Origin of the sequence: Streptomyces similanensis (assembly GCF_039543625.1) — a bacterium.
Classification (GTDB): domain Bacteria; phylum Actinomycetota; class Actinomycetes; order Streptomycetales; family Streptomycetaceae; genus Streptomyces; species Streptomyces similanensis.
The window spans coordinates 79,430-97,122 of record NZ_BAABKC010000037.1 but is presented as its reverse complement, the minus strand read 5'-3'; the positions used below and the strand labels follow the sequence as shown (position 1 = coordinate 97,122).

Below are 17,693 nucleotides of genomic sequence, written 5' to 3'. Positions count from 1 at the left end.
CGCCGGTCCGCCCCGGCGGCCTCAGCCGGCGGCCTTCCTGACGAGCGCGCCGATGCGCTGCTCCCCGGCCTCCGTCAGCTCCTTCAGGGCGTACGCGGTCGGCCACACGGCGCCGTCGTCGAGCGCCGCCTGGTCGCTGAAGCCGAGCGTGGCGTACCGCGTCCCGAACTTCTCGGCGCTCTGGAAGTGGCAGACGACCTTGCCGTCCCGGGCGTACGCGGGCATCCCGTACCAGAGCTTGGCCCTGAGGTCCGGGGCGGCGGCCCTGACGATGTCGTGGACCCGCTCGGCGAGGACCCGGTCCGCCTCCGGCAACTCGGCGATCTTGGCGAGCACGTCGCGCTCCGCCGCCGCCTCCTTCTCCGCCCGGGACAGACCGCGCCGCGCGGCCGTCTTGCGCTGCTCCTGCGCGTGGGCCTTCATCGCGGCCCGTTCCTCGGCGGTGAACGCCTCGTGCCGCTCGGCGGCGGTGTCGGGGGTCTGGGCGGAGGGCTTCGTGGGCATGGCGGCTTTCCTCTCGTACGGTGCTGGGGTGAGGGGGCGGGGAGGGGCGGGGCGGGACGTCAGGACGGCGTGGCGGTGAGCGGGGGCGCGGTCTCCCAGACGAAGCCGTCGGGGTCGGTGAAGGGGCCGGCGGCGCCGCCGAGGACGACGCGGTGCGAGCCGGCGCCCTCGGCGGGGACACCGAGGTCCTTGGCCAGGGCGCGGCGCTTGTACAGCGCCAGCCTGAGCGGGCCGGATCCGGCGGAGGCGAACTCGGCGTACGTGCCGCCGAAGCTCTTGGCCACGGTCAGGCCCCGCTCGACGTAGCAGCGCCGGACCGCCTTGACGTCCTCGACGCCGAGCAGGACGACGAGCTCGTCGATCCGTCCGGTGGCCGGCCCGGTGTCCTTCTTCGCCGAGGTCGCGACCTTCCAGATCGTCCCGTCCGGGGCCTGGACGACGCCGCCGTAGCCCCAGAGCGACTTCGCGGCGGGCTTCAGCACCGTGGCGCCGGCGCTGACCGCGGCGTCCAGGAAGCCGTCGACGGTGGCCGGCCCGGACACCGTGAGGGCCAGGGTGAAGCCGCGGAAACCGGTGGAGTCGGCGGTGGACGGGCGCACCCGTACGTGCTCGGCCACGCCGAAGGCGGTGTGGAAGCGGTGGGCCGCCTCCGGGTCCGCCGCCTCCAGGGTGACGGTGGTGAGGGAGGTCGCTGCCGGGCTGGGAGTGGTGGCTGTCATGGTTCTCACGCTAGGGGCTGCCCCGCGGCCGGGGCTTCTCGATTCCTGACCGGTCTCGTCACCTGCTTCGCCACACACGCCGGCATGCCCTCCACCGTGTCCACCGTGATCGCGGCGCCCGCCTCGCGCTGCGGGGCCGGGCCCGCGGCACCGGCGGGCTCTGCCGCCGCCGTCGCCGCCGCCTGGCGCCGGAACGCTCCGGGCGGCATGCCGACCAGCTCGGTGAAGCGGGTGGTGAAGGTGCCCAGCGACGCGCAGCCCACCGCGAAGCAGACCTCGGTGACGCTGAGGTCGCCGCGCCGCAGCAGCGCCGTCGCGCGCTCGATGCGCCGGGTCATCAGGTACGAGTACGGCGATTCCCCGTAGGCCGCCCGGAACTGCCGGCTCAGGTGCCCGGCGGACATGTTCACGTCGCGGGCCAGCGCCTCCACGTTCAGCGGCCGCGCGTACTCCCGGTCGATGCGGTCGCGGACACGGCGCAGCCGCGCGAGATCGGCCAGGCGCTGGGCCTCGACGCGGGCCCGCCGCCACTCGGACTGGCACATGAGAGCACCCTCCCCCATCACGCACGGCTCTTTCGCGCGGTTTTTGCGGACGGCTCCGTCGCCCGGCTCAGCGGAGTTCCTGGATGCGGATCAGGTTGCCCGCGGGGTCGCGCAGGGCGCAGTCGCGGATGCCGTAGGGCTGCTCGGTCGGTTCCTGTACGACCTCGGTGTCCCCGGCCTGCACCTTCTCGAACGTGGCGTCGAGGTCCGGGGTGGCCAGCAGGATCCAGCCGTAGGTGCCCTTGGCCATCATCTCGGTGATGGTGCGGCGCTCGTCCTCGGTGATGCCCGGGTCGGCGGCCGGCGGTGCGAGGAGGATCGACATGTCGGGCTGACCGGCCGGTCCGACCGTGATCCAGCGCATCCTGCCCTGTCCGACGTCGCTGCGGACCTCGAAGCCGAGCACGTCGCGGTAGAAGGCGAGGGAGGCGTCCGGGTCGTCGTGCGGGAGGGCGGTCGTGCGAATGGTGATGTCCATAACAGCAGGTTAGGGGCGGCTCCGGCGACGGCGCTTCTCGATTCCTGATCGATCCGCGCGCTCTTGACGACTGATCGGGGTGCGGCGCGCTCGGCGCCTGCGCGGTGCCCGGCGGACGATGGGCCTCGTCGTCCGGGTCATCAGGAGGGGCCATGGCCACTGACGTCCGCCGGCGGCTCGCCGCGCTCGGTCTGCGGCTGCCGGAGGTGAGCGCCCCCAAGGGCGCCTACGCGCCCGCCGTGCGCAGCGGCGCACATGTCTACGTCGCGGGCGGTGAAGGTGGTGGGCTACGTGCCCTCCGCGCCCGGTTGCGCCGGACGGACGGGGGTGGTGGCCGGCGCCGGCGAGCTGCTCGCCGGTCTCTTCGGGGCGGCGGTCCGCCCCGCGTGCGGCGCGGTCGGCATGAACATCCTGCCGCTCGACGCGCCGGTGGAGATCGGGGTCGTCCTGGAGGTGTCCGGGGGCGGCGGCCGGTAGCCGCCGGTCCCGCTCAGTCGATGGAGACCGCCGTGCCGGTCACCTCGATGCCGCTGGACGGGTCGGCCGGGACGCCCACGGTCAGGAGACTCGGGCGGCCCATGTCCACTCCCTGGTGGATCGTCAGCACCGCGGGGGTGTCGACGAGGCCGAGGGTGCGGAGGTAGCCGCCGAAGGCGGCCGCCGCCGCGCCGGTGGCCGGGTCCTCGACCACGCCGCCGGGCGGGAAGGGGTTGCGGACGTGGAAGACGGTGTCCTTCTCGCGCTGCACCAGGGCGATGGTGGTCCACTCGCGGCGCGCCATCAGGGCGTCCAGCGCGGCCATGTCGTAGTCGAGGCCGGCCAGGCGCGCGCGGCTGCCGGCGGCGACGACCGGGTGCCAGGCGCCGGCGTAGGCGAGCCGGGGCGGCAGGGCGGGGTCGAGGTCGGCGGCGGACCAGCGCAGAGCGGCGAGGAGTTCGGCGAGATCGGCGTCGTCGATCTCCGCCGTGCGCGGCTCGACGCTCACCAGGGTGGCGGCGATCGACCCGTCCGGGCGCGTCGAGGTGGTCACCGGGACCTGGCCGGCCCGGGTGTGCAGCAGCAGCTCGCCGACGCCGTGCCGGTGGGCGTGGGCGACGGCGGTGGCGATGGTGGCGTGGCCGCAGAAGGGCACTTCGGCCTTCGGGCTGAAGTAGCGGATGTCGAGCGCCCCGTCCGGGCGGGCCACGGCGAAGGCCGTCTCCGAGTAACCGACCTCCGCCGCGACGGCGCCCATGGTGGCCTCGTCGAGGCCCGCGGCGTCCAGCACGACGCCCGCCGGGTTGCCGCCCAGGGGATCGGTGCTGAAGGCCACGTAGCGCAGGATGTCCATCACCCGAACGTAGCGGCTCCGTCACCGAGCCGTCAAAGGCCGGATGCGGCGGGCGCCGCGCCGGGCGAACCGGCCGCCCGGGCGCGGGTCAATGACGCACGAGAGGTGACCGCGGGAGCCATGACGGGACAACTCCCGGTCCGCTCCCGCCCGTCATACGCCCCGCGCGCCCGGGCGCTCCGCCCCCTCTTTCCCCATACGCCGTGTCCATGACACTGTCGTGTCCTCAAGTACCGCCGGACCACGCTCCGTTCACCGGCGTGACGGCATGCCCCGAGAGGACGAAGATGGACCCCTCCCGCCCCTTCCACCGCCGTACCCTCCTGCGCGGCGCGCTGGCCGCCGGCGCCGGCGCCGTGCTCGTCCCGACGCTGCTGTCGGGCTCCGCCCGGGCGTACAGCTGGTCGCGCACGCTCAGCCAGGGAGCCACCGGCGCGGACGTGACCGAACTCCAGATCAGGGTCGCGGGCTGGGCCGCGGACAGCCCGAGCCACAGCCTCGTCGGCGTCGACGGGAGCTTCGGCCCGGCCACCGCCGCCGCGGTGCGCCGGTTCCAGACGGCCTACGGGCTCGGCGCCGACGCGGTCGTGGGCCCCGCGACCCAGGCGAAGCTCAACGCCCTCGAACAGGCCGACGGCTCGACCGCGCACTTCGACTTCGGCGAGTTCACCGACCGGGTCAGCGGCACCTTCGCCGGCGGCAAGCTGAGCAGCGCCGCCACCAAGGAGAACGTCCGGCGGGCGATGTACAGACTCGAAGCCCTGCGCAAGAAGCTGGGCGACGCGCCCATCACCGTGAACTCCGGCTTCCGCAGCATCGCCCACAACGCCGAGGTCGGCGGCGCGAGCGACAGCATGCACCTGTACGGCACCGCGGCCGACCTCGACGTACCCGGCGTGTCCAACCGGACCGTCTACCAGAAGGCCGAGACCTGCGGCTTCTCCGGACTGGAGACCTACACCGCCGATCACCAGCACGTCGACAGCCGCGCCGACCTCGGCCGGGCCTGGTGGTGGCAGGACGGCACCGTCTGACGCCCGTACGCCCGCCCTCCCCCGGGCCGGACTCCGCCCGCTTTGCCGAACCGGCAACAGAACTGGCCCGAGCGGGGCGCCACGGCCCACCGTGGGTCCGTGACCGACGACAAGACAGCACACGCACACGCCTCCGCCGGCTACCTGGGGGACCCCGGGGCCCGCGCGGAATGGGACGACCGCTACAACGACCGGCGGCAACTGTGGAGCGGCCGGCCCAACGGCGCCCTCGTCACCGAGGTCGCCGCACTCGCGCCCGGACGGGTGCTCGACGTCGGCTGCGGCGAGGGCGCGGACGCCGTCTGGCTCGCGCGCGGCGGCTGGGACGTGACCGCGCTCGACGTGTCGGGCGTGGCGCTCGACCGCGCGGCCGGACACGCCCGCGACGCCGGCGTCACCGTGCGCTGGGTCCACGCCGGACTGGTGGAGGCCGCGCTCCCGGCCGGCTCCTTCGACCTGGTCTCCGCGCAGTACCCGGCCCTGCCGCGCACCCCCGACGCCGCGGCCGAGCGGGCACTGCTCACGGCCGTCGCGCCCGGCGGCGTGCTGCTGCTCGTGCACCACGCGGGGATGGACACCCGGCACGCGCACGACAGCGGCTTCGACCCGGCCGACTACGTCTGGCCCGCCATGGTCGCCTCGCTGCTCACCGACGACTGGGAGGTGGAGGTGGACGAGGTGCGCCCGCGCGTGGCGCCCGAAGGCGGCGCCGGCGCGCACCACACCGACGACCTCGTGTTCCGCGCCCGCCGACGCGCCTGAGCCCGCCCTCCCGCCGGGCAGGACACGGGCGTCGCCCCTCGGAACACAGCCGCTGGGAACGCGTGCGCGTTCCTTCACTCGCTCGGGTGGACTGTGCCGGCTCGCCGGACGGCGGGCCGGTGGCGGCCGGACAGTGGGGAGGCTGTGGTCGGATCACGCTCCCTGGGGAGGACACATGGTCGGTACGGTGCGGCAGGACCCCGGTACGGGAGGCGTGGACGGCGGGGTCGGCGTGACGGCGCTGCTGGTCGCCGCGGCGCGGGCCCTGGAGACGCATCGCGACGACAGCCTGGCCCGGGACGAGTACGCGGAGCACTTCGTCCGCGCCGCGTCCGCGTCCGCGGGCTGGCCGGTGCGGATGCAGCAGGTCCCGGACGGGGATGCCAACCCCCTGTGGGGGCGCTTCGCGCGCTACTTCGGTCTGCGCACCCGGGTCCTCGACGACTTCCTGCTGCGGTCGGTGCGGGCGGGCGCACGGCAGGTGGTGCTCTTCGGCGCCGGTCTCGACTCCCGGGCGTACCGGCTCGACTGGCCGGAGGGCTGCGTGCTCTTCGAGCTCGACAGGGAAGGCGTGCTGGGGTTCAAGCACGAGGTGCTCGGCGGCCTGTCCGCCCTGCCGAGGGCGCGGCGCGTGCCGGTGCCGGTCGATCTCGGCGGCGACTGGGCGGGAGCGCTGACCGAGGCCGGTTTCGACGCGACCGCGCCGACGGCGTGGCTGGCCGAGGGGCTGCTGTTCTATCTGCCGCCCGCCGCCGAGACCGCGCTGATCGGTACGGTGGACCGGTTGAGCACGGGCGGCAGCGCCCTGGCCTTCGAGGTCAAGTTGGAGCCGGACCTGCTGGAGTACCGCGACAGCCCACTGTACGTCGCGACGCGGGAGCAGATCGGCATCGACCTGCTCGACCTGTTCGACCGGCGGGAGCGGCCCGACTCCGCGGGGAACCTGGCCGGCCGGGGCTGGTCGACCTCGGTCCGCACCCCCTTCGACTTCTCCCGCAGCCACGGGCGCGGGCCGCTGCCCGAGCAGAACGACGCGCTGGCGGGCAACCGGTGGGTGTTCGCCGACAAACCCGCGCTCTGACGCGGCGACGCGCGGCGCGTCCCCTGGTCGGGCCCGTCACGTCCGGTGTCAGGCCCGGCCCTCCGGGATCAGGACGGGCTTGACCACCCGGCCCGCCTCGCAGTCGCGTTCGGCCTCGTTGACGTCGGTGAGCGGGTAGGTGCGGATCAGCTGGTCGAAGGGGAACCGTCCGGCCTGCCACAGCGCGGTCAGCCGCGGGATCAGCAGACCGGGGACGGCGTCTCCCTCACAGATGTGGGAGATCGTCCGGCCCCGGTCCAGTGCGCCGACCTCCAGCGGCAGCGTGGTGGGCAGCCGTGCCACCAGGCCGAGCCGGCCGGTGGGACGCAGGGCGTGCAGCGCGTCGTTGATCAGCCGGGCGGAGGCCGTGGTGTCCAGCGCGTACCGGGCGCCGCCGTCGGTCAGCCGCCGAATCCGGCCGGGGAGGTCGGGCGAGGAGGCGTACAGCGGGAGCGCGCCGAAGCGCTCGGCGAGGGCCAGCCGCTCCGGGAAGCGGTCCACGGCGACGGCCGTCGCCCCGGCGGCCGCCGCGGCCATCACGGCGGCCAGGCCCACCGCTCCCGCGCCGAGGACCACGACGGTGTCCCCGGGGCCGGCGCCGAAGGAGTTCAGCACCGCCCCGGCGCCGGTCAGGAAGCCGCAGCCGAGCGGTCCGAGCAGTTCCAGGGGCAGCGACGGAGCGACCCGGACCGTGTTGCGGGCCGGGACCAGCGCGTACTCGGCGAACGAGGACTGGCCGAACCACCGGGGCGCCAGCGCGTGCCCGGCCGTGTCGGTGAACCGGGCCGCGTTCTCCTCCCGTCCGCCGAACAGGTTGAGCGAGGCGAAGGAGTCGCAGTAGGCGGGGGCCGCGGCCAGGCAGTTGGGGCAGCGGCCGCAGGAGTCGAAGCTCAGCACGACGTGGTCGCCGACCGCCAGGCCCGTGCCGGGGCCGCCGGTCTCCGCCACGACGCCGGCCCCCTCGTGGCCGAGCACCGCGGGCAGCGGTGAGCGGCCCCGCGAGCGCCGGACCGCGAGATCGGTCCGGCACATGCCGCAGCCCGCGACGCGGACCAGGACCTCGCCGTCGTCCGGCCCCGACGTCAGGGCGACCTCCTCGACGGCGAAGGGACCGTCGTAGGAGCGCAGTACCGCCGCGCCGAACTTCATGGTCACGCCTCCCGCGGCCGGTGCACGACGAACGGCTGGAGATTGCCGTACAGGCCCCACGGCCCGCCCGCGACGCCGACGCCGCTGTCCTTGACGCCGGCGAAGGGCTGGGCGAGGGAGAGTTCGGCGTGGTGGTTCAGCCACGCCGTCCCGCACTCCAGCCGGTCCGCCACCGCCTCGGCCCGGTCGAGATCGGTGCCCCAGACCGAGCCGCCGAGCCCGAACCCGGTGCCGTTGGCGGCTTCCACGGCTTCGTCGACGCTCCCGTACGGCAGGACGGGCAGGACCGGGCCGAACTGCTCCTCGGTCACCACCGGGCTGTCGGCGGGCACGTCGGTGAGGATCGTCGGGGCGAAGAAGTAGCCCGGCCCGTCCAGCCGGTGGCCGCCGGCCGCGGCCCGGGCGCCGTCCGCCAGGGCCCGGTCGGTGTAGCGCCGGACGCGGGCCAGCTGTTCGGCGTTGTTGACCGGCCCGATCCGGGTGCCGGGTTCCAGGCCGGGGCCGACGACGGCGCTGCGCGCGCGCTCGGCCAGCGCCTCGACCACGGCCGGGTGCAGCCGGGCCGGTACGTAGACGCGTTTGACCGCCATGCAGACCTGGCCGCAGTTGCGGAAGGCCGCCCAGAACAGCCGGTCCGCGACGGCCTCCACGTCCACGTCGTCCAGGAGGATCGCGGCGTCGTTGCCGCCCAGTTCCAGGGTGATCCGGGCCAGCGAGGCCGCCGCCCGCTCGGCGACGGCGCGCCCGGTGGGGACGGAGCCGGTGAAGGTGACGTGGCGGATCCCCGGGTGGGCGGCGAGACGGGCGCCGAGGGGTTCGCGGCCGGTGACGACGGTCAGTACGTCCTCGGGGAGGGCCGCGGCGACGACGGAACCCAGCAACCGGGTGGCCAAGGGCGTGTGCGGAGAGGGTTTGAGCACCACCGTGTTGCCCGCGGCGAGCGCGGGCGCGAACTTGGCCGACGCCAGCTGGAGCGGGAAGTTCCACGGGACGATCGCGGCGACGGGTCCGATCGGCCGCCAGCGGATCTCGCCGCGCACCGGCCGGCCGTCCGCGATCGGCTGGGAGCCGGGCTCCAGCTCGGCGAAGTAGCGCAGCCGGGCGGCCGTGCGGGCGACCTCCGCGTGCGACTCGGCCAGGGGTTTGCCCTGCTCGCGGGTGAGCAGCGGGGCGAGGTCGCCCCCGGCCGCCTCCACGGCGTCGGCCGCGGCGCGCAGCGCCGCCGTACGGGCGGCCGGGTCGGACCGCCAGCCGCGCCAGGCGGCGTGGGCGCGGCCGACGACGGCGTCCAGCTCGTCCGGCCTGCGGTCGGGAGCCTCGTCGAATGCCTCGCCGGTCGCCGGATCGACGACGGCGAAGTGCCCGCGGCGGGCCACGGGGGCGGGAAGCGGGTGCGTCGTCGGCATGCCGGCGGTCAGCTCGCGGTGGCGACGGCGGCGGCCTGCCCGGCGTGCTGCCGGACGCGGCGGTCCATCTCCGCCCGGAAGGCGGCCACCAGCTCCGGCTGGATCCGGCCGGCGTTGCGGTCGCCGCCCTCGCAGACCGCGCCGCGCACGCCCACGATGTCCGTGCCGATCCGGGCCAGCTCGTCCAGGTCGCCGGCCTTGACGCTGCCCGCGAGCGCGGCGAGCAGACCGCCCTCGTGGGCGAGCCGCACAAACTGGGCGCAGACGTCCGGCGGGGTGTGGTCGAACAGCCGGCTTCCGTCCTTGATCGCGGTGTCGAGCATCGCCCCGTCGGAGCCGGAGCGGCGGGCGATGTCGGGCAGGGCGAGCGGGTTGACGCAGCCGATCCGGTGGGCGTCCGCGTACCCGGAGGCGACGACCAGCGCGTCCGGCCGGAAGTCCTTCACCGCCCGGACCACGCCCCGCATGACCTCGACGGCCTGATCGGGCGTCGTGCAGCCGTAGAGGCCGACCTTGATGTACGTGGCTCCGGACACCGCCGCGCCGAGCGCCGCCTGGGCGACCGTGCCGGGCTTGTAGGGCACGTCTCCTACGGTGGCGGACACCGGTTTGTCCGCCGGGACCGCGTCCCGGATCGCCCTGATGACCCACGGGTAGTTCGCACCCAGCGATCCCTCGTCGGGCTTCTTGACGTCGACGATGTCCAGGTGCTGCGCCGCCTTCGCGCATTCGAGGGCCTCTTCGACGCTGTCCGGGGAGATGAGAAGCAACAACGTGGACTCCTTCCGCCGCGTGTCCGTCCGCCGGGAGACGGGGATGCACGCCCGCCGCGATCGCTCGCGGTCAGCTCATCATCACCAGGGCTCTCGGCCGTCGGTAGAGCGCGCGGGCTCCCGGCGGGCGGGCGCCGTGCCGTGCGCACCCCCTCAGTGCGCCGCCCGCGCCGGTCGGCGACGGCGCGGACGGCGGCGTACGGTCCGCCGGGATCGGGTCCGGGGCCGGGGCCGTGTCAGTGGCGCGGCGCCGGTGAGCCGGACGGCGTGTGGCGCGTCGCGCTGCGATAGGTGGAGACGCCGAGGGCGAGCAGCCAGTAGCTGAGGATCGCGCCCATCAGCGCGGTGGTGGCCCAGCCGTTGGCCGCGTAGAAGTGCGCGGGGGTGTTGCCGAAGAACAGGGACGGCACGAAGAGCAGGTTGGCCGCCGCCAGGACGTAGGCGGAGCGGCCGGTCCAGCGCGGCAGCAGGCGGGCGCGGGTGATGCCGTGGCCCACGGCGGTCAGGAACATCGCGAGCAGGAGGCGGCCGATCGACCCGTAGAGGATGTAGGTGCCGCTGACCGCGATGGTCGGGTCGATCGGGTCGTCGGCGGCGATGACCGCGCCCGCTTCCAGCCCGCTGGAGACCAGGGTGACCGTCACGTAGACGAGTCCGGTCGCGAAGGCCGTCGTGCCGATCCACTCGCAGGCGGGGGCCGCCGCCTTGAGCAGTTCGCGGAAGGCCGTCACGAAGACGAGCAGCAGCGCAAGGCCGAGGATGCCGATCAGCAGTCTGGCGAGGACGTTCGCGTCCGGCGGCGGCCCGGAGTACAGGAAGTACAGGGGTACTTCGACGATGAGGGCGACCGCGGCGGCGATGCCGGCGAGGCCCGTCAGGCGCCGGGCGGCGGTTTCGTTCATGGCTCTCCCCCGAAGGTGCGGGTGCCGGCCCGGAGTCGCGTGCGCCGCCCCGGAGTTCCGGCTGCTGGGTTCCGCGTCGGTGCGGTGACGTCCACCCTGCCGCGCACCGCGCTCCCCGTCGCTGGGCCTGGACACCGAAGGGGAGGTGTCCCTGCCGACACCCCGGGGCGCCGGCACCCCGGGGCCGGACCGCCGGGCGGGGGGACCGGCCCGTGGCCCGGCGCCGTTCACTCCCCGGCCGGGTCACGCCCGGTGGCCGCCGGGCGGTGCGCCGGGGTCGTCAGGGCCGTCGGGGCCGTCGGGGCCGTCGGGGTCGTCAGGGTCGTCGGGGTCGTCGGGGTCGTCGGGGTCGTCCCGCTCGAAGGCGAGCCGGTTCACCACGTCCACCACGCCGTCGACGCGGCCGCACCAGCGCACGGCGACCGGGATCAGGCTCTTGGCCGCCACCGTGCCGCTGAGCGTCACCCGCCCCTCGGCGACCTCGACCGTCAGCGCCGAGGGCGGCAGCCCCAGCGTGCGGACGATGACGTCCTCCAGGATCTCCTCCTGAATGGCGCGGTCCCGGCGCAGGAACAGCCGCACCAGGTCGCTGCGGCTGATCACGCCGACCAGCCGGCCCTCGCCGTCCACCACGGGCAGGCGTTTGACCCGGTGCTCCTCCATCGTCCGCGCGGCCCGCACCGCCTGCCAGCCGGGTTCGGCGACCACGGCGGGGCTCGTCATCAGCTCCCGCGCGGTGTTCCCGCCGCCGCCGGACGTGTGGCGGCGCAGCAGGTCGGCCTCGGAGACCACGCCGAGCGGCCGGTCCTGGTCGTCGGCGACGACCACGGCGGTGATGTCGTACTCGTCCAGGACGCGTGCGATCTCCTTGAACGGCGTGCCCGGTCGCACGCTCACGGCGGTGGGCGTCATCAGATCGCCCACACAGCGTTGCCTCATCGCTCAACTCTCCGCTCGGCCCGGCATCGGCTCGCGGGCGCGCCGGGACCCGGTGTCCCGGCGCGCCCGCTGATGTCACCGTACGGCTCCCCACGGGCCGTGCGCGCTCCGCCGACGCCCCCAGTCCAGCGCACGCACTCCCGTCGCGCTGAGGCCGAACGGCCCCGGTGCGGGTTCCGGAGGTCCCCGCGCCGGCCGCGCCCGTGGCGCCGGGCCGCGGTGTCCGAGCGGGGCGGTGGTCATCCGGCGTGCCCGGCGGTCCGGTGCGCGGGGTCGCGGCGCAGTCGCCGCCGGGTCACCGTTCCGGCGACCCGGCCCCGGTCGAGCACCAGCGCCACCTCGCCGTCGGTGGCGGCCCAGGCGGTCACGGCGGGCGCGGTGAGGGCGAGCCGGCCGCCCAGGCGCGGTCCGAGGCGCCGGGCGGCCCCGGCGACGGTCGCGGCGCCGCGCAGCCGGGCGGGTGTGGTCCAGCCGATGACGTCGGAGGGGTGCGGGGCCAGCACGCGTCCGGCCCGCCGGTGCACCACGAGCACCACGTCGTCGTCCGCGACGCCGGCGGCCGTCAGCCGTCGTACGGCGTCGGCGGCGCTCTCGTCCGCCTCGACGTCGGGGGTCGCGGTCGCGTGCGCGCCGACGGTCGGCTCCCCGGGCCCGCCTTCGGCGGTCGGCGCGGTGAACCCGTTGGCCGCCAGCCAGTCGTCGTCGAAGTACGTCGAGAGGTAGGCCCGGCCGGAGTCCGGCAGCAGGACGACGACGGTGTCCTCCTCGGTGAGGTGCTCGGCGAGCCGCAGGGCCGCCGCCAGCGCGACCCCCGAGGAACCGCCCGCGAGGATGCCCTCGGTGCGGGCCAGCCGCCGTATGGCGTCGATCGCGCTCTGGTCGTCGACGGGGGCGTAGTCGTCGATCACGCCGGTGTCGAGCGACCGCGGCCACAGGTCCCGGGCGGCCTCGGGGTGGACGAAGTGACCGGCGCCCTCGATGTACTTCTGGCTGCCGTCGCCGCCGGAGTAGGCGGAGGTGAGCGGGTCCGCGCCGGTCACCCGGACCCGGCCGCCGCTGACCTCCTTGAGGTAGCGGCCGGTGCCGGAGATCGTCCCGCCGGTGCCGACGGTGGCGACGAAGTGGGTGACCGCGCCGTCGGTGTCGGCCCAGATCTCGGGGCCGGTGGTGGCGTAGTGCGCCGCCGGGTTGGCCGGGTTGTCGTACTGGTGGGCGAGCCAGGCCCCGGGGGTCTCCTCGGCGAACCGCTGCCCCTGCGCGTGCACACTGTCGGGGTGGTCCTTGGGGACGAACGCGTCGACCAGGCGCAGTTCGGCGCCGTAGGCCGTGAGCTGGGCCCGCTTCTCCCGCGCGATCGTGGAGCTGGTGAAGATCACCGCCCGGTAGCCGAGGTGGGCCGCCGCCAGCGCCAGGCCGATCCCGGTGTTGCCGCTGGTCACCTCCACGACGGTGCCGCCCGGACGGAGCGCTCCCTCCGCCTCGGCCCGGCGCAGCATCGCCAGGGCGGCCCGGTCCTTGACGCTGCCGCCCGGGTTCTGCCACTCCGGTTTGACGTAGACGCGCGGGCGCAGGCCCTGCGCCGCCCGGGTCAGCCGCAGCAGGGGGGTCGCTCCGATGGAGTCGAGCACGGACTCGTAGCTGGCCATGGGGTCTCCTCTCTTGGTCGGGCCGGCCGGCGGGGCGCGGCGCGCAGGACCCGGTGGGTGAACGGGTCGCCGCACTGCCCGGTCTCGCCGGCGACGAGGGTCAGTGTCGCCGTCCCGGGCCGGTGGCGGGGACGTCGACCGAGGAGATGACGGCGGTACTCGGGTTCGACGAGCAGGATACGGCCGTAGGGGGCGCTCAACGGGGCGGCGGCGCAGCGCACTTGGGCCAGTGCTCGCAGGGCGTCGGTGAGCGCGGGCAGGGCGACGGGTAGGGCCGCGTAGCGCGGCCACAGCGGCAGCCGCAAGGCCCTGCGCAGGGGCGGTCGGGCGAAGGGCTCGCGGTCACGGCCCCGATGAATCCGCGGTGCTCAGCGGGGATCTCTCTCGTCCGCCGGCTCGCCCTCTGCGGGTGCCGAGGGGGCGGTGTGCGGGCGGGCGGTGTGATCGGGGTGCCCCGCGGTGCGGCGCTGTTCCTTCAGCTCCGCCTCGAACAGGTGGTCCTTGCCGTCGGCCAGCTCCCGGCGGGCCCCTTCCTCGACGTCCTTGAACGGCTCGTAGTAGGTGGCGTTGTAGGCCTCGACGATCTGGAACGTCCAGTGGCCGGGGATCACGTTGCGGCCCAGGATCTCCCGCCGCACCCGGTCGGCCCACTCCCGATGCCCGGCCTCCCGCAGCAGTTCCACGGCCCGGTCCAGTTCGAAGTCCGCGCCGCCGGTGAGCTGGTGGAAGGCGTAGAGGTGACCGCGGGCGCGCTCGGTCGTCTCCAGTGCCTTCGACAGCGCCCCCAGTGCCCGGACGGTGGTGTCCGAGACGCCCGGAGGCCGCCGGTGCGCGCTGTCCGGGCCGTCGTGGTCATTCGTCACACCCTCACCGGTCCCCCGGCCCACGGGCCCCGCACCACGGTTCCGCCGGCCGGACGGACACGGCCACCCGGCCGGCGGACACGGCCCGGAGAAGGCGCCCGCGGCCGATTCCCTCTACCGGGGGGCCTCTGCACGAAGGCGGCCGGATGAACCTCCCGTCCCCGGTGACCGGCTTCCCGGCGACCGGCGCGGGGGTCCGTCCGGGGGTCCGGCGGGTGTCGCGGGCGGGGCGGCCGCGCCGGTGGCCCTACCGTCGGCTGCTGTGACCCACGGTTCGATCAGCCCGTCCGCCGGCCCCGCGCGCCGCGCCCTGCTCGCCGCCGGCACGGTTCTGGCGGCGGCGGGGTGCAGTCGCGCGGCGCCCGGGCCGGCCGACCCGGACCGGCCCTCGGCCTCCGGGCCGGCCGCGCCGGACGCGGGGCAGACGCCCGGGGCGATGACGCTGTTCAAGGACTCCGCGTTCAACTTCAACGGGCTGCTCGCGCTCGGCGCCTGCGGCCGGGGCGCGGCCGAGGTCGGCGAGGTGCTCACCGCGGTCAACGCCGTCAACGCGGCCGGCCTCTCCTCGCAGAGCTACGTGCGGACCTTCCGGCGGCTGGGCGACCAGCTCATGGCGGCGCCCCGGGACAGCGCGGCCGACGACGAGACCCGGCGGTGGCGGGCCCTGCGGGCGGCGCAGTACTACGGCCAGGCGCTCTTCTTCGTCCTGGGCTCCGACCGGCCGGGCGACGAGAAGCGCCTGTACCAGGCGGGGCGCGACGCCTGGGACACGTTCTGCGGGCTGTGCGACCCGCCGCCGGTGACCGCGCGCGTCCCGTACGGGACCACGCCCCTGCCGGTCTGGTTCTTCCGGCCCGACCGCTCGGACCGGCGCCGCCCCACCGTGATCCTCACCAACGGCAGCGACGGACAGAACGTCGACATGTGGACGTACGGGGTGCCCGCCGCGCTGGACCGCGGCTGGAACGCCCTCGTGTACGACGGCCCCGGGCAGGGGCAGTTGCTCTTCGTCGATCAGGTGACCTTCACGCCTGCCTGGGAGAAGGTGGTCGGCCCGCTGATCGACTGGCTGTCGCGGCGGCCCGACGTGGACGCCGGGAAGATCGCCCTCACCGGTCTGAGCATGGCGGGCGACCTGGTGCCGCGGGCGGCCGCGTTCGAGCACCGTCTCGCGGCGGCGGTCGCGATGCCCGGGTGTGTGGAGCCGTGGCGGGCCTTCCCGGCCGAGATCAGGGAGATCCTGCGGCCGAGCCGGGCGGAGACGAACGCGATCTGGAACAAGGACGTCGTCCCGCACCTCCCCGCCGCCGACGCGGCGACCCTCCGGAAGCGCTTCGAGCCGTTCTCCGTCCCGGCGATGCTCGCCGCCCGCCGGGGCGAGACGTTCACCGACTTCTACACCCCGGCCAGGGCCGTCCAGGCGCTCACGGTCACCGACGTGGTGAGCCGGATCAGCACACCGATGCTGGTCCTGGACTACGAGGGCGAGCAGTTCTATCCCGGCCAGCCGCGCGAGCTGTACGACGCGCTGCGCTCCCCCAAGGACTACGTGAAGCTCACCGCCGCCGAGGGCGCGCAGCTGCACTGTTCTCCGATGGCCCCGCAGACGCACTGCGAGGTCGTCTTCGACTGGCTCCGGCAGCGGTTCTGACCCACCCCTTCGACCTGTACAAGCTCCGCAGCCCGCACAGTAGTTGACAGGCAATGGGCATGTTCGACCAGCTGTGATCCGTGCCGTTCACTTGTCCCGAACGCCCGGGCGGGTGTGAGAGGTTCCGAGTCCGGAATCCCGTTCCGTTGCGATTCCAGGACGGAGATCACGAGAGCTGGTGCGTGCGCGATGAGGAGTTTCCCGAAGTCGGCGACCGGGTTGACCTGCCTGCTCGCCCTGGCCGTCACGGGCTGCTCCCCGGGCTCCGGCACGGCCCCGGACGCGGCGTCCGCCGCTCCCGCGACCTCCGCGGCGGCCGCCCCGGCGCCCACCGCCGCCGCGGCCGGGTCGAGCACGTCGTACGCCCCCTACGTCAGCGCCACGACGGCGTACGCCACCGACTCCGCGGGCTCGCCGGCGACGTACAACCTCGCCTTCGTCATTTCCGGCGGAAGCGGCTGCACGCCCAGGTGGAACGGCGACCTGGCCATCGGCGACCCGGCGGTGACGTCCCGGATCGCGGCGCTGAAGAAGTCCGGGGCCACGGTGCGCGTCTCCTTCGGCGGGGCCTCGGGCAAGGAGCTGGCCGCGGTCTGCGCCGGCGTCTCCGCGCTCGCCGAGGCGTACGGGCGGGCGCTGGACGCGGCCGGCTCCGACCAGGCCGACTTCGACATCGAGGGCGACGCACTCGGCGACTCCGCCTCCGTCACCCGGCGTTCGCGGGCGATCGAGCGGTTGCAGAAGGAACGCCCGCGGTTGAAGGTCACCTACACGCTCCCGGTCATGCCGGACGGGCTGGACGCCGACGGGCTGGCGCTGCTGGAGTCCGCGAACACGTATGACGTCCAGGTCGCCGCGGTCAACCTGATGACCATGAACTACGGCGAGTCGTACACCGGCGACATGGCCGGCTACGCCGTCACCGCGGCCACCTCCGCGCACGGCCAGCTGAAGAAGGTCTTCGGGCTCTCGGACGCGGCGGCCTGGCGGGGCATGGCGCTCACCTCGATGATCGGCGTCAACGACATCGCGGGCGAGACCTTCACCCTCGCCGACGCGACGCGGGTGCGCGCCTTCGCCGAGGAGAAGGAGATCGCCTGGGTGTCGATGTGGTCCGCCTTCCGGGACCGGCGGTGCGCCAAGGGCGAGCGGGCCCAGGACGACGCGGCGACCGAGTGCAGCGGGGTGACCCAGGAACAGGGCGCGTTCGGGCGGGCGTTGGCCGGATGAGAGCCGGCCGCGCCGTCAGCGCCGGTTGAGCAGGACCAGGATCTCCTGCCAGCGCCGCTCGTCGTCCAGCGCGCCCCTGGCCAGGTGGTAGAAGCTGCGCTCGCACATGTCGATCAGCTCCGCCTTGGTGAGTTCCGGGCGGGCCAGCCAGCCGAGCACCGCCTCCTCCATGAAGGCGAGCCAGGCGTTCACCGTCAGCCGCAGGGGCGGGGTGAGGTCCACGCCGACGCTCTCGATGCCGTCGGTGATCCAGCCGCCGATGGCGCCGCGGGCGCTGCTGTGCAGTTCGCGCACGTCGGTGCCGCGGCTGAGGCGGGTGACGGCGAGGTAGATGGTCGGGAAGCGCGAGACGTAGTCCACGAACGTCTCCACACCGGCGCGCAGTTGCTCGGCGATGCTGAGCGCCGGGTCCGGGCGGACGTGGGACAGCAGTTCGTCGGCGGCCATCTGGAGCACGGCGTAGCGGAACTTGCGCTGGGAGCCGAAGTAGTGGAAGAGCAGACCCGGCGAGACCCCGGCCTCGCCGGCCACCGCCTCGACCGAGATCTCGTCGATGTTCCGGTGCTCCAGCATGCGCCGGGCCGCCGCGAGGATCTGGGTCCTGCGGTCGGTCGGCAGCATCCGGGAGCGGGCGGCGGAGTCGCGGGTCATGGGGTCCAGTCTATTGACAGAAACTCAACA

Annotated in this window: 19 protein-coding genes; 6 read left to right on the top strand and 13 right to left on the bottom strand. The window is 74.8% G+C overall.

Going from position 1 to position 17,693, the window contains the following annotated elements; translation table 11 throughout:
* Positions 1-21 precede the first annotated feature (21 nt).
* The 4 genes from ABEB07_RS11810 to ABEB07_RS11795 all read right to left on the bottom strand — a co-directional run bounded on the left by ABEB07_RS11810 (position 22) and on the right by ABEB07_RS11795 (position 2,246).
* Positions 22-504 carry an iron chaperone gene (locus ABEB07_RS11810; protein WP_345668285.1) on the bottom strand — a complete coding sequence of 161 codons (483 nt, stop codon included), beginning with the start codon at positions 502-504 and terminating at the stop codon, positions 22-24.
* A gap of 59 nt (positions 505-563) precedes the next feature.
* Positions 564-1,223 (bottom strand): glyoxalase, encoded by a 660-nt coding sequence (locus ABEB07_RS11805; RefSeq protein ID WP_345668284.1) that lies wholly within the window; start codon positions 1,221-1,223, stop codon positions 564-566.
* Between the two features lie 5 nt (positions 1,224-1,228).
* Complete coding sequence (locus tag ABEB07_RS11800; RefSeq protein WP_345668283.1) at positions 1,229-1,768, bottom strand: helix-turn-helix transcriptional regulator; 540 nt, start codon at positions 1,766-1,768, stop codon at positions 1,229-1,231.
* Between the two features lie 67 nt (positions 1,769-1,835).
* Positions 1,836-2,246 carry a VOC family protein gene (locus tag ABEB07_RS11795; protein ID WP_345668282.1) on the bottom strand — a complete coding sequence of 137 codons (411 nt, stop codon included), beginning with the start codon at positions 2,244-2,246 and terminating at the stop codon, positions 1,836-1,838.
* A gap of 255 nt (positions 2,247-2,501) precedes the next feature.
* Here ABEB07_RS11795 and ABEB07_RS11790 point away from each other — a divergent pair, with 255 nt between their 5' ends.
* Positions 2,502-2,723, top strand: coding sequence for a RidA family protein (locus ABEB07_RS11790; protein WP_425588989.1), 222 nt, complete (start codon positions 2,502-2,504; stop codon positions 2,721-2,723).
* A 13-nt stretch (positions 2,724-2,736) separates the two neighbouring features.
* Here the strand turns inward: ABEB07_RS11790 and ABEB07_RS11785 are convergent, their stop codons facing one another.
* Complete coding sequence (locus ABEB07_RS11785) at positions 2,737-3,576, bottom strand: PhzF family phenazine biosynthesis protein (protein WP_176147442.1); 840 nt, start codon at positions 3,574-3,576, stop codon at positions 2,737-2,739.
* Between the two features lie 287 nt (positions 3,577-3,863).
* Here ABEB07_RS11785 and ABEB07_RS11780 point away from each other — a divergent pair, with 287 nt between their 5' ends.
* The 3 genes from ABEB07_RS11780 to ABEB07_RS11770 all read left to right on the top strand — a co-directional run bounded on the left by ABEB07_RS11780 (position 3,864) and on the right by ABEB07_RS11770 (position 6,453).
* Complete coding sequence (locus ABEB07_RS11780; protein WP_345668281.1) at positions 3,864-4,610, top strand: D-Ala-D-Ala carboxypeptidase family metallohydrolase; 747 nt, start codon at positions 3,864-3,866, stop codon at positions 4,608-4,610.
* A gap of 99 nt (positions 4,611-4,709) precedes the next feature.
* The gene (locus tag ABEB07_RS11775) at positions 4,710-5,372 is read left to right on the top strand and encodes a class I SAM-dependent methyltransferase (RefSeq protein WP_345668280.1); all 663 of its coding nucleotides are present in this window, start codon (positions 4,710-4,712) and stop codon (positions 5,370-5,372) included.
* Positions 5,373-5,547: 175 nt separating this feature from the next.
* Complete coding sequence (locus ABEB07_RS11770; RefSeq protein ID WP_345668279.1) at positions 5,548-6,453, top strand: class I SAM-dependent methyltransferase; 906 nt, start codon at positions 5,548-5,550, stop codon at positions 6,451-6,453.
* Positions 6,454-6,501: 48 nt separating this feature from the next.
* On the opposite strand, the gene ABEB07_RS11765 is transcribed toward ABEB07_RS11770, so the two are convergent.
* The 7 genes from ABEB07_RS11765 to ABEB07_RS11735 form a co-directional block, all read right to left on the bottom strand.
* Positions 6,502-7,602 (bottom strand): alcohol dehydrogenase catalytic domain-containing protein, encoded by a 1,101-nt coding sequence (locus ABEB07_RS11765; RefSeq protein ID WP_345668406.1) that lies wholly within the window; start codon positions 7,600-7,602, stop codon positions 6,502-6,504.
* Between the two features lie 2 nt (positions 7,603-7,604).
* Complete coding sequence (locus ABEB07_RS11760; protein ID WP_345668278.1) at positions 7,605-9,008, bottom strand: aldehyde dehydrogenase family protein; 1,404 nt, start codon at positions 9,006-9,008, stop codon at positions 7,605-7,607.
* A gap of 8 nt (positions 9,009-9,016) precedes the next feature.
* Complete coding sequence (locus ABEB07_RS11755; RefSeq protein WP_345668277.1) at positions 9,017-9,781, bottom strand: (5-formylfuran-3-yl)methyl phosphate synthase; 765 nt, start codon at positions 9,779-9,781, stop codon at positions 9,017-9,019.
* Between the two features lie 236 nt (positions 9,782-10,017).
* On the bottom strand, positions 10,018-10,683 hold the full coding sequence (locus tag ABEB07_RS11750) for a hypothetical protein (RefSeq protein ID WP_176147436.1): 666 nt from the start codon (positions 10,681-10,683) through the stop codon (positions 10,018-10,020).
* A 243-nt stretch (positions 10,684-10,926) separates the two neighbouring features.
* A complete protein-coding gene (locus ABEB07_RS11745; protein ID WP_345668276.1) occupies positions 10,927-11,622 on the bottom strand; it encodes a CBS domain-containing protein in 696 nt (231 codons plus the stop codon).
* Between the two features lie 239 nt (positions 11,623-11,861).
* Positions 11,862-13,268: a PLP-dependent cysteine synthase family protein gene (locus ABEB07_RS11740; protein ID WP_345668275.1), complete on the bottom strand. Its 1,407-nt coding sequence runs from the start codon at positions 13,266-13,268 to the stop codon at positions 11,862-11,864.
* 368 nt (positions 13,269-13,636) lie between these two features.
* Positions 13,637-14,131 (bottom strand): hypothetical protein, encoded by a 495-nt coding sequence (locus tag ABEB07_RS11735; protein ID WP_345668274.1) that lies wholly within the window; start codon positions 14,129-14,131, stop codon positions 13,637-13,639.
* Positions 14,132-14,393: 262 nt separating this feature from the next.
* Between ABEB07_RS11735 and ABEB07_RS11730 the strand changes: the two genes are divergently transcribed.
* Complete coding sequence (locus tag ABEB07_RS11730; protein WP_345668273.1) at positions 14,394-15,782, top strand: alpha/beta hydrolase family protein; 1,389 nt, start codon at positions 14,394-14,396, stop codon at positions 15,780-15,782.
* Between the two features lie 189 nt (positions 15,783-15,971).
* Positions 15,972-17,012 (top strand): chitinase, encoded by a 1,041-nt coding sequence (locus tag ABEB07_RS11725; RefSeq protein WP_345668272.1) that lies wholly within the window; start codon positions 15,972-15,974, stop codon positions 17,010-17,012.
* A 15-nt stretch (positions 17,013-17,027) separates the two neighbouring features.
* On the opposite strand, the gene ABEB07_RS11720 is transcribed toward ABEB07_RS11725, so the two are convergent.
* Positions 17,028-17,663, bottom strand: a complete 636-nt coding sequence (locus ABEB07_RS11720) for a TetR/AcrR family transcriptional regulator (RefSeq protein ID WP_164587600.1) — start codon at positions 17,661-17,663, stop codon at positions 17,028-17,030.
* Positions 17,664-17,693 lie beyond the last annotated feature (30 nt).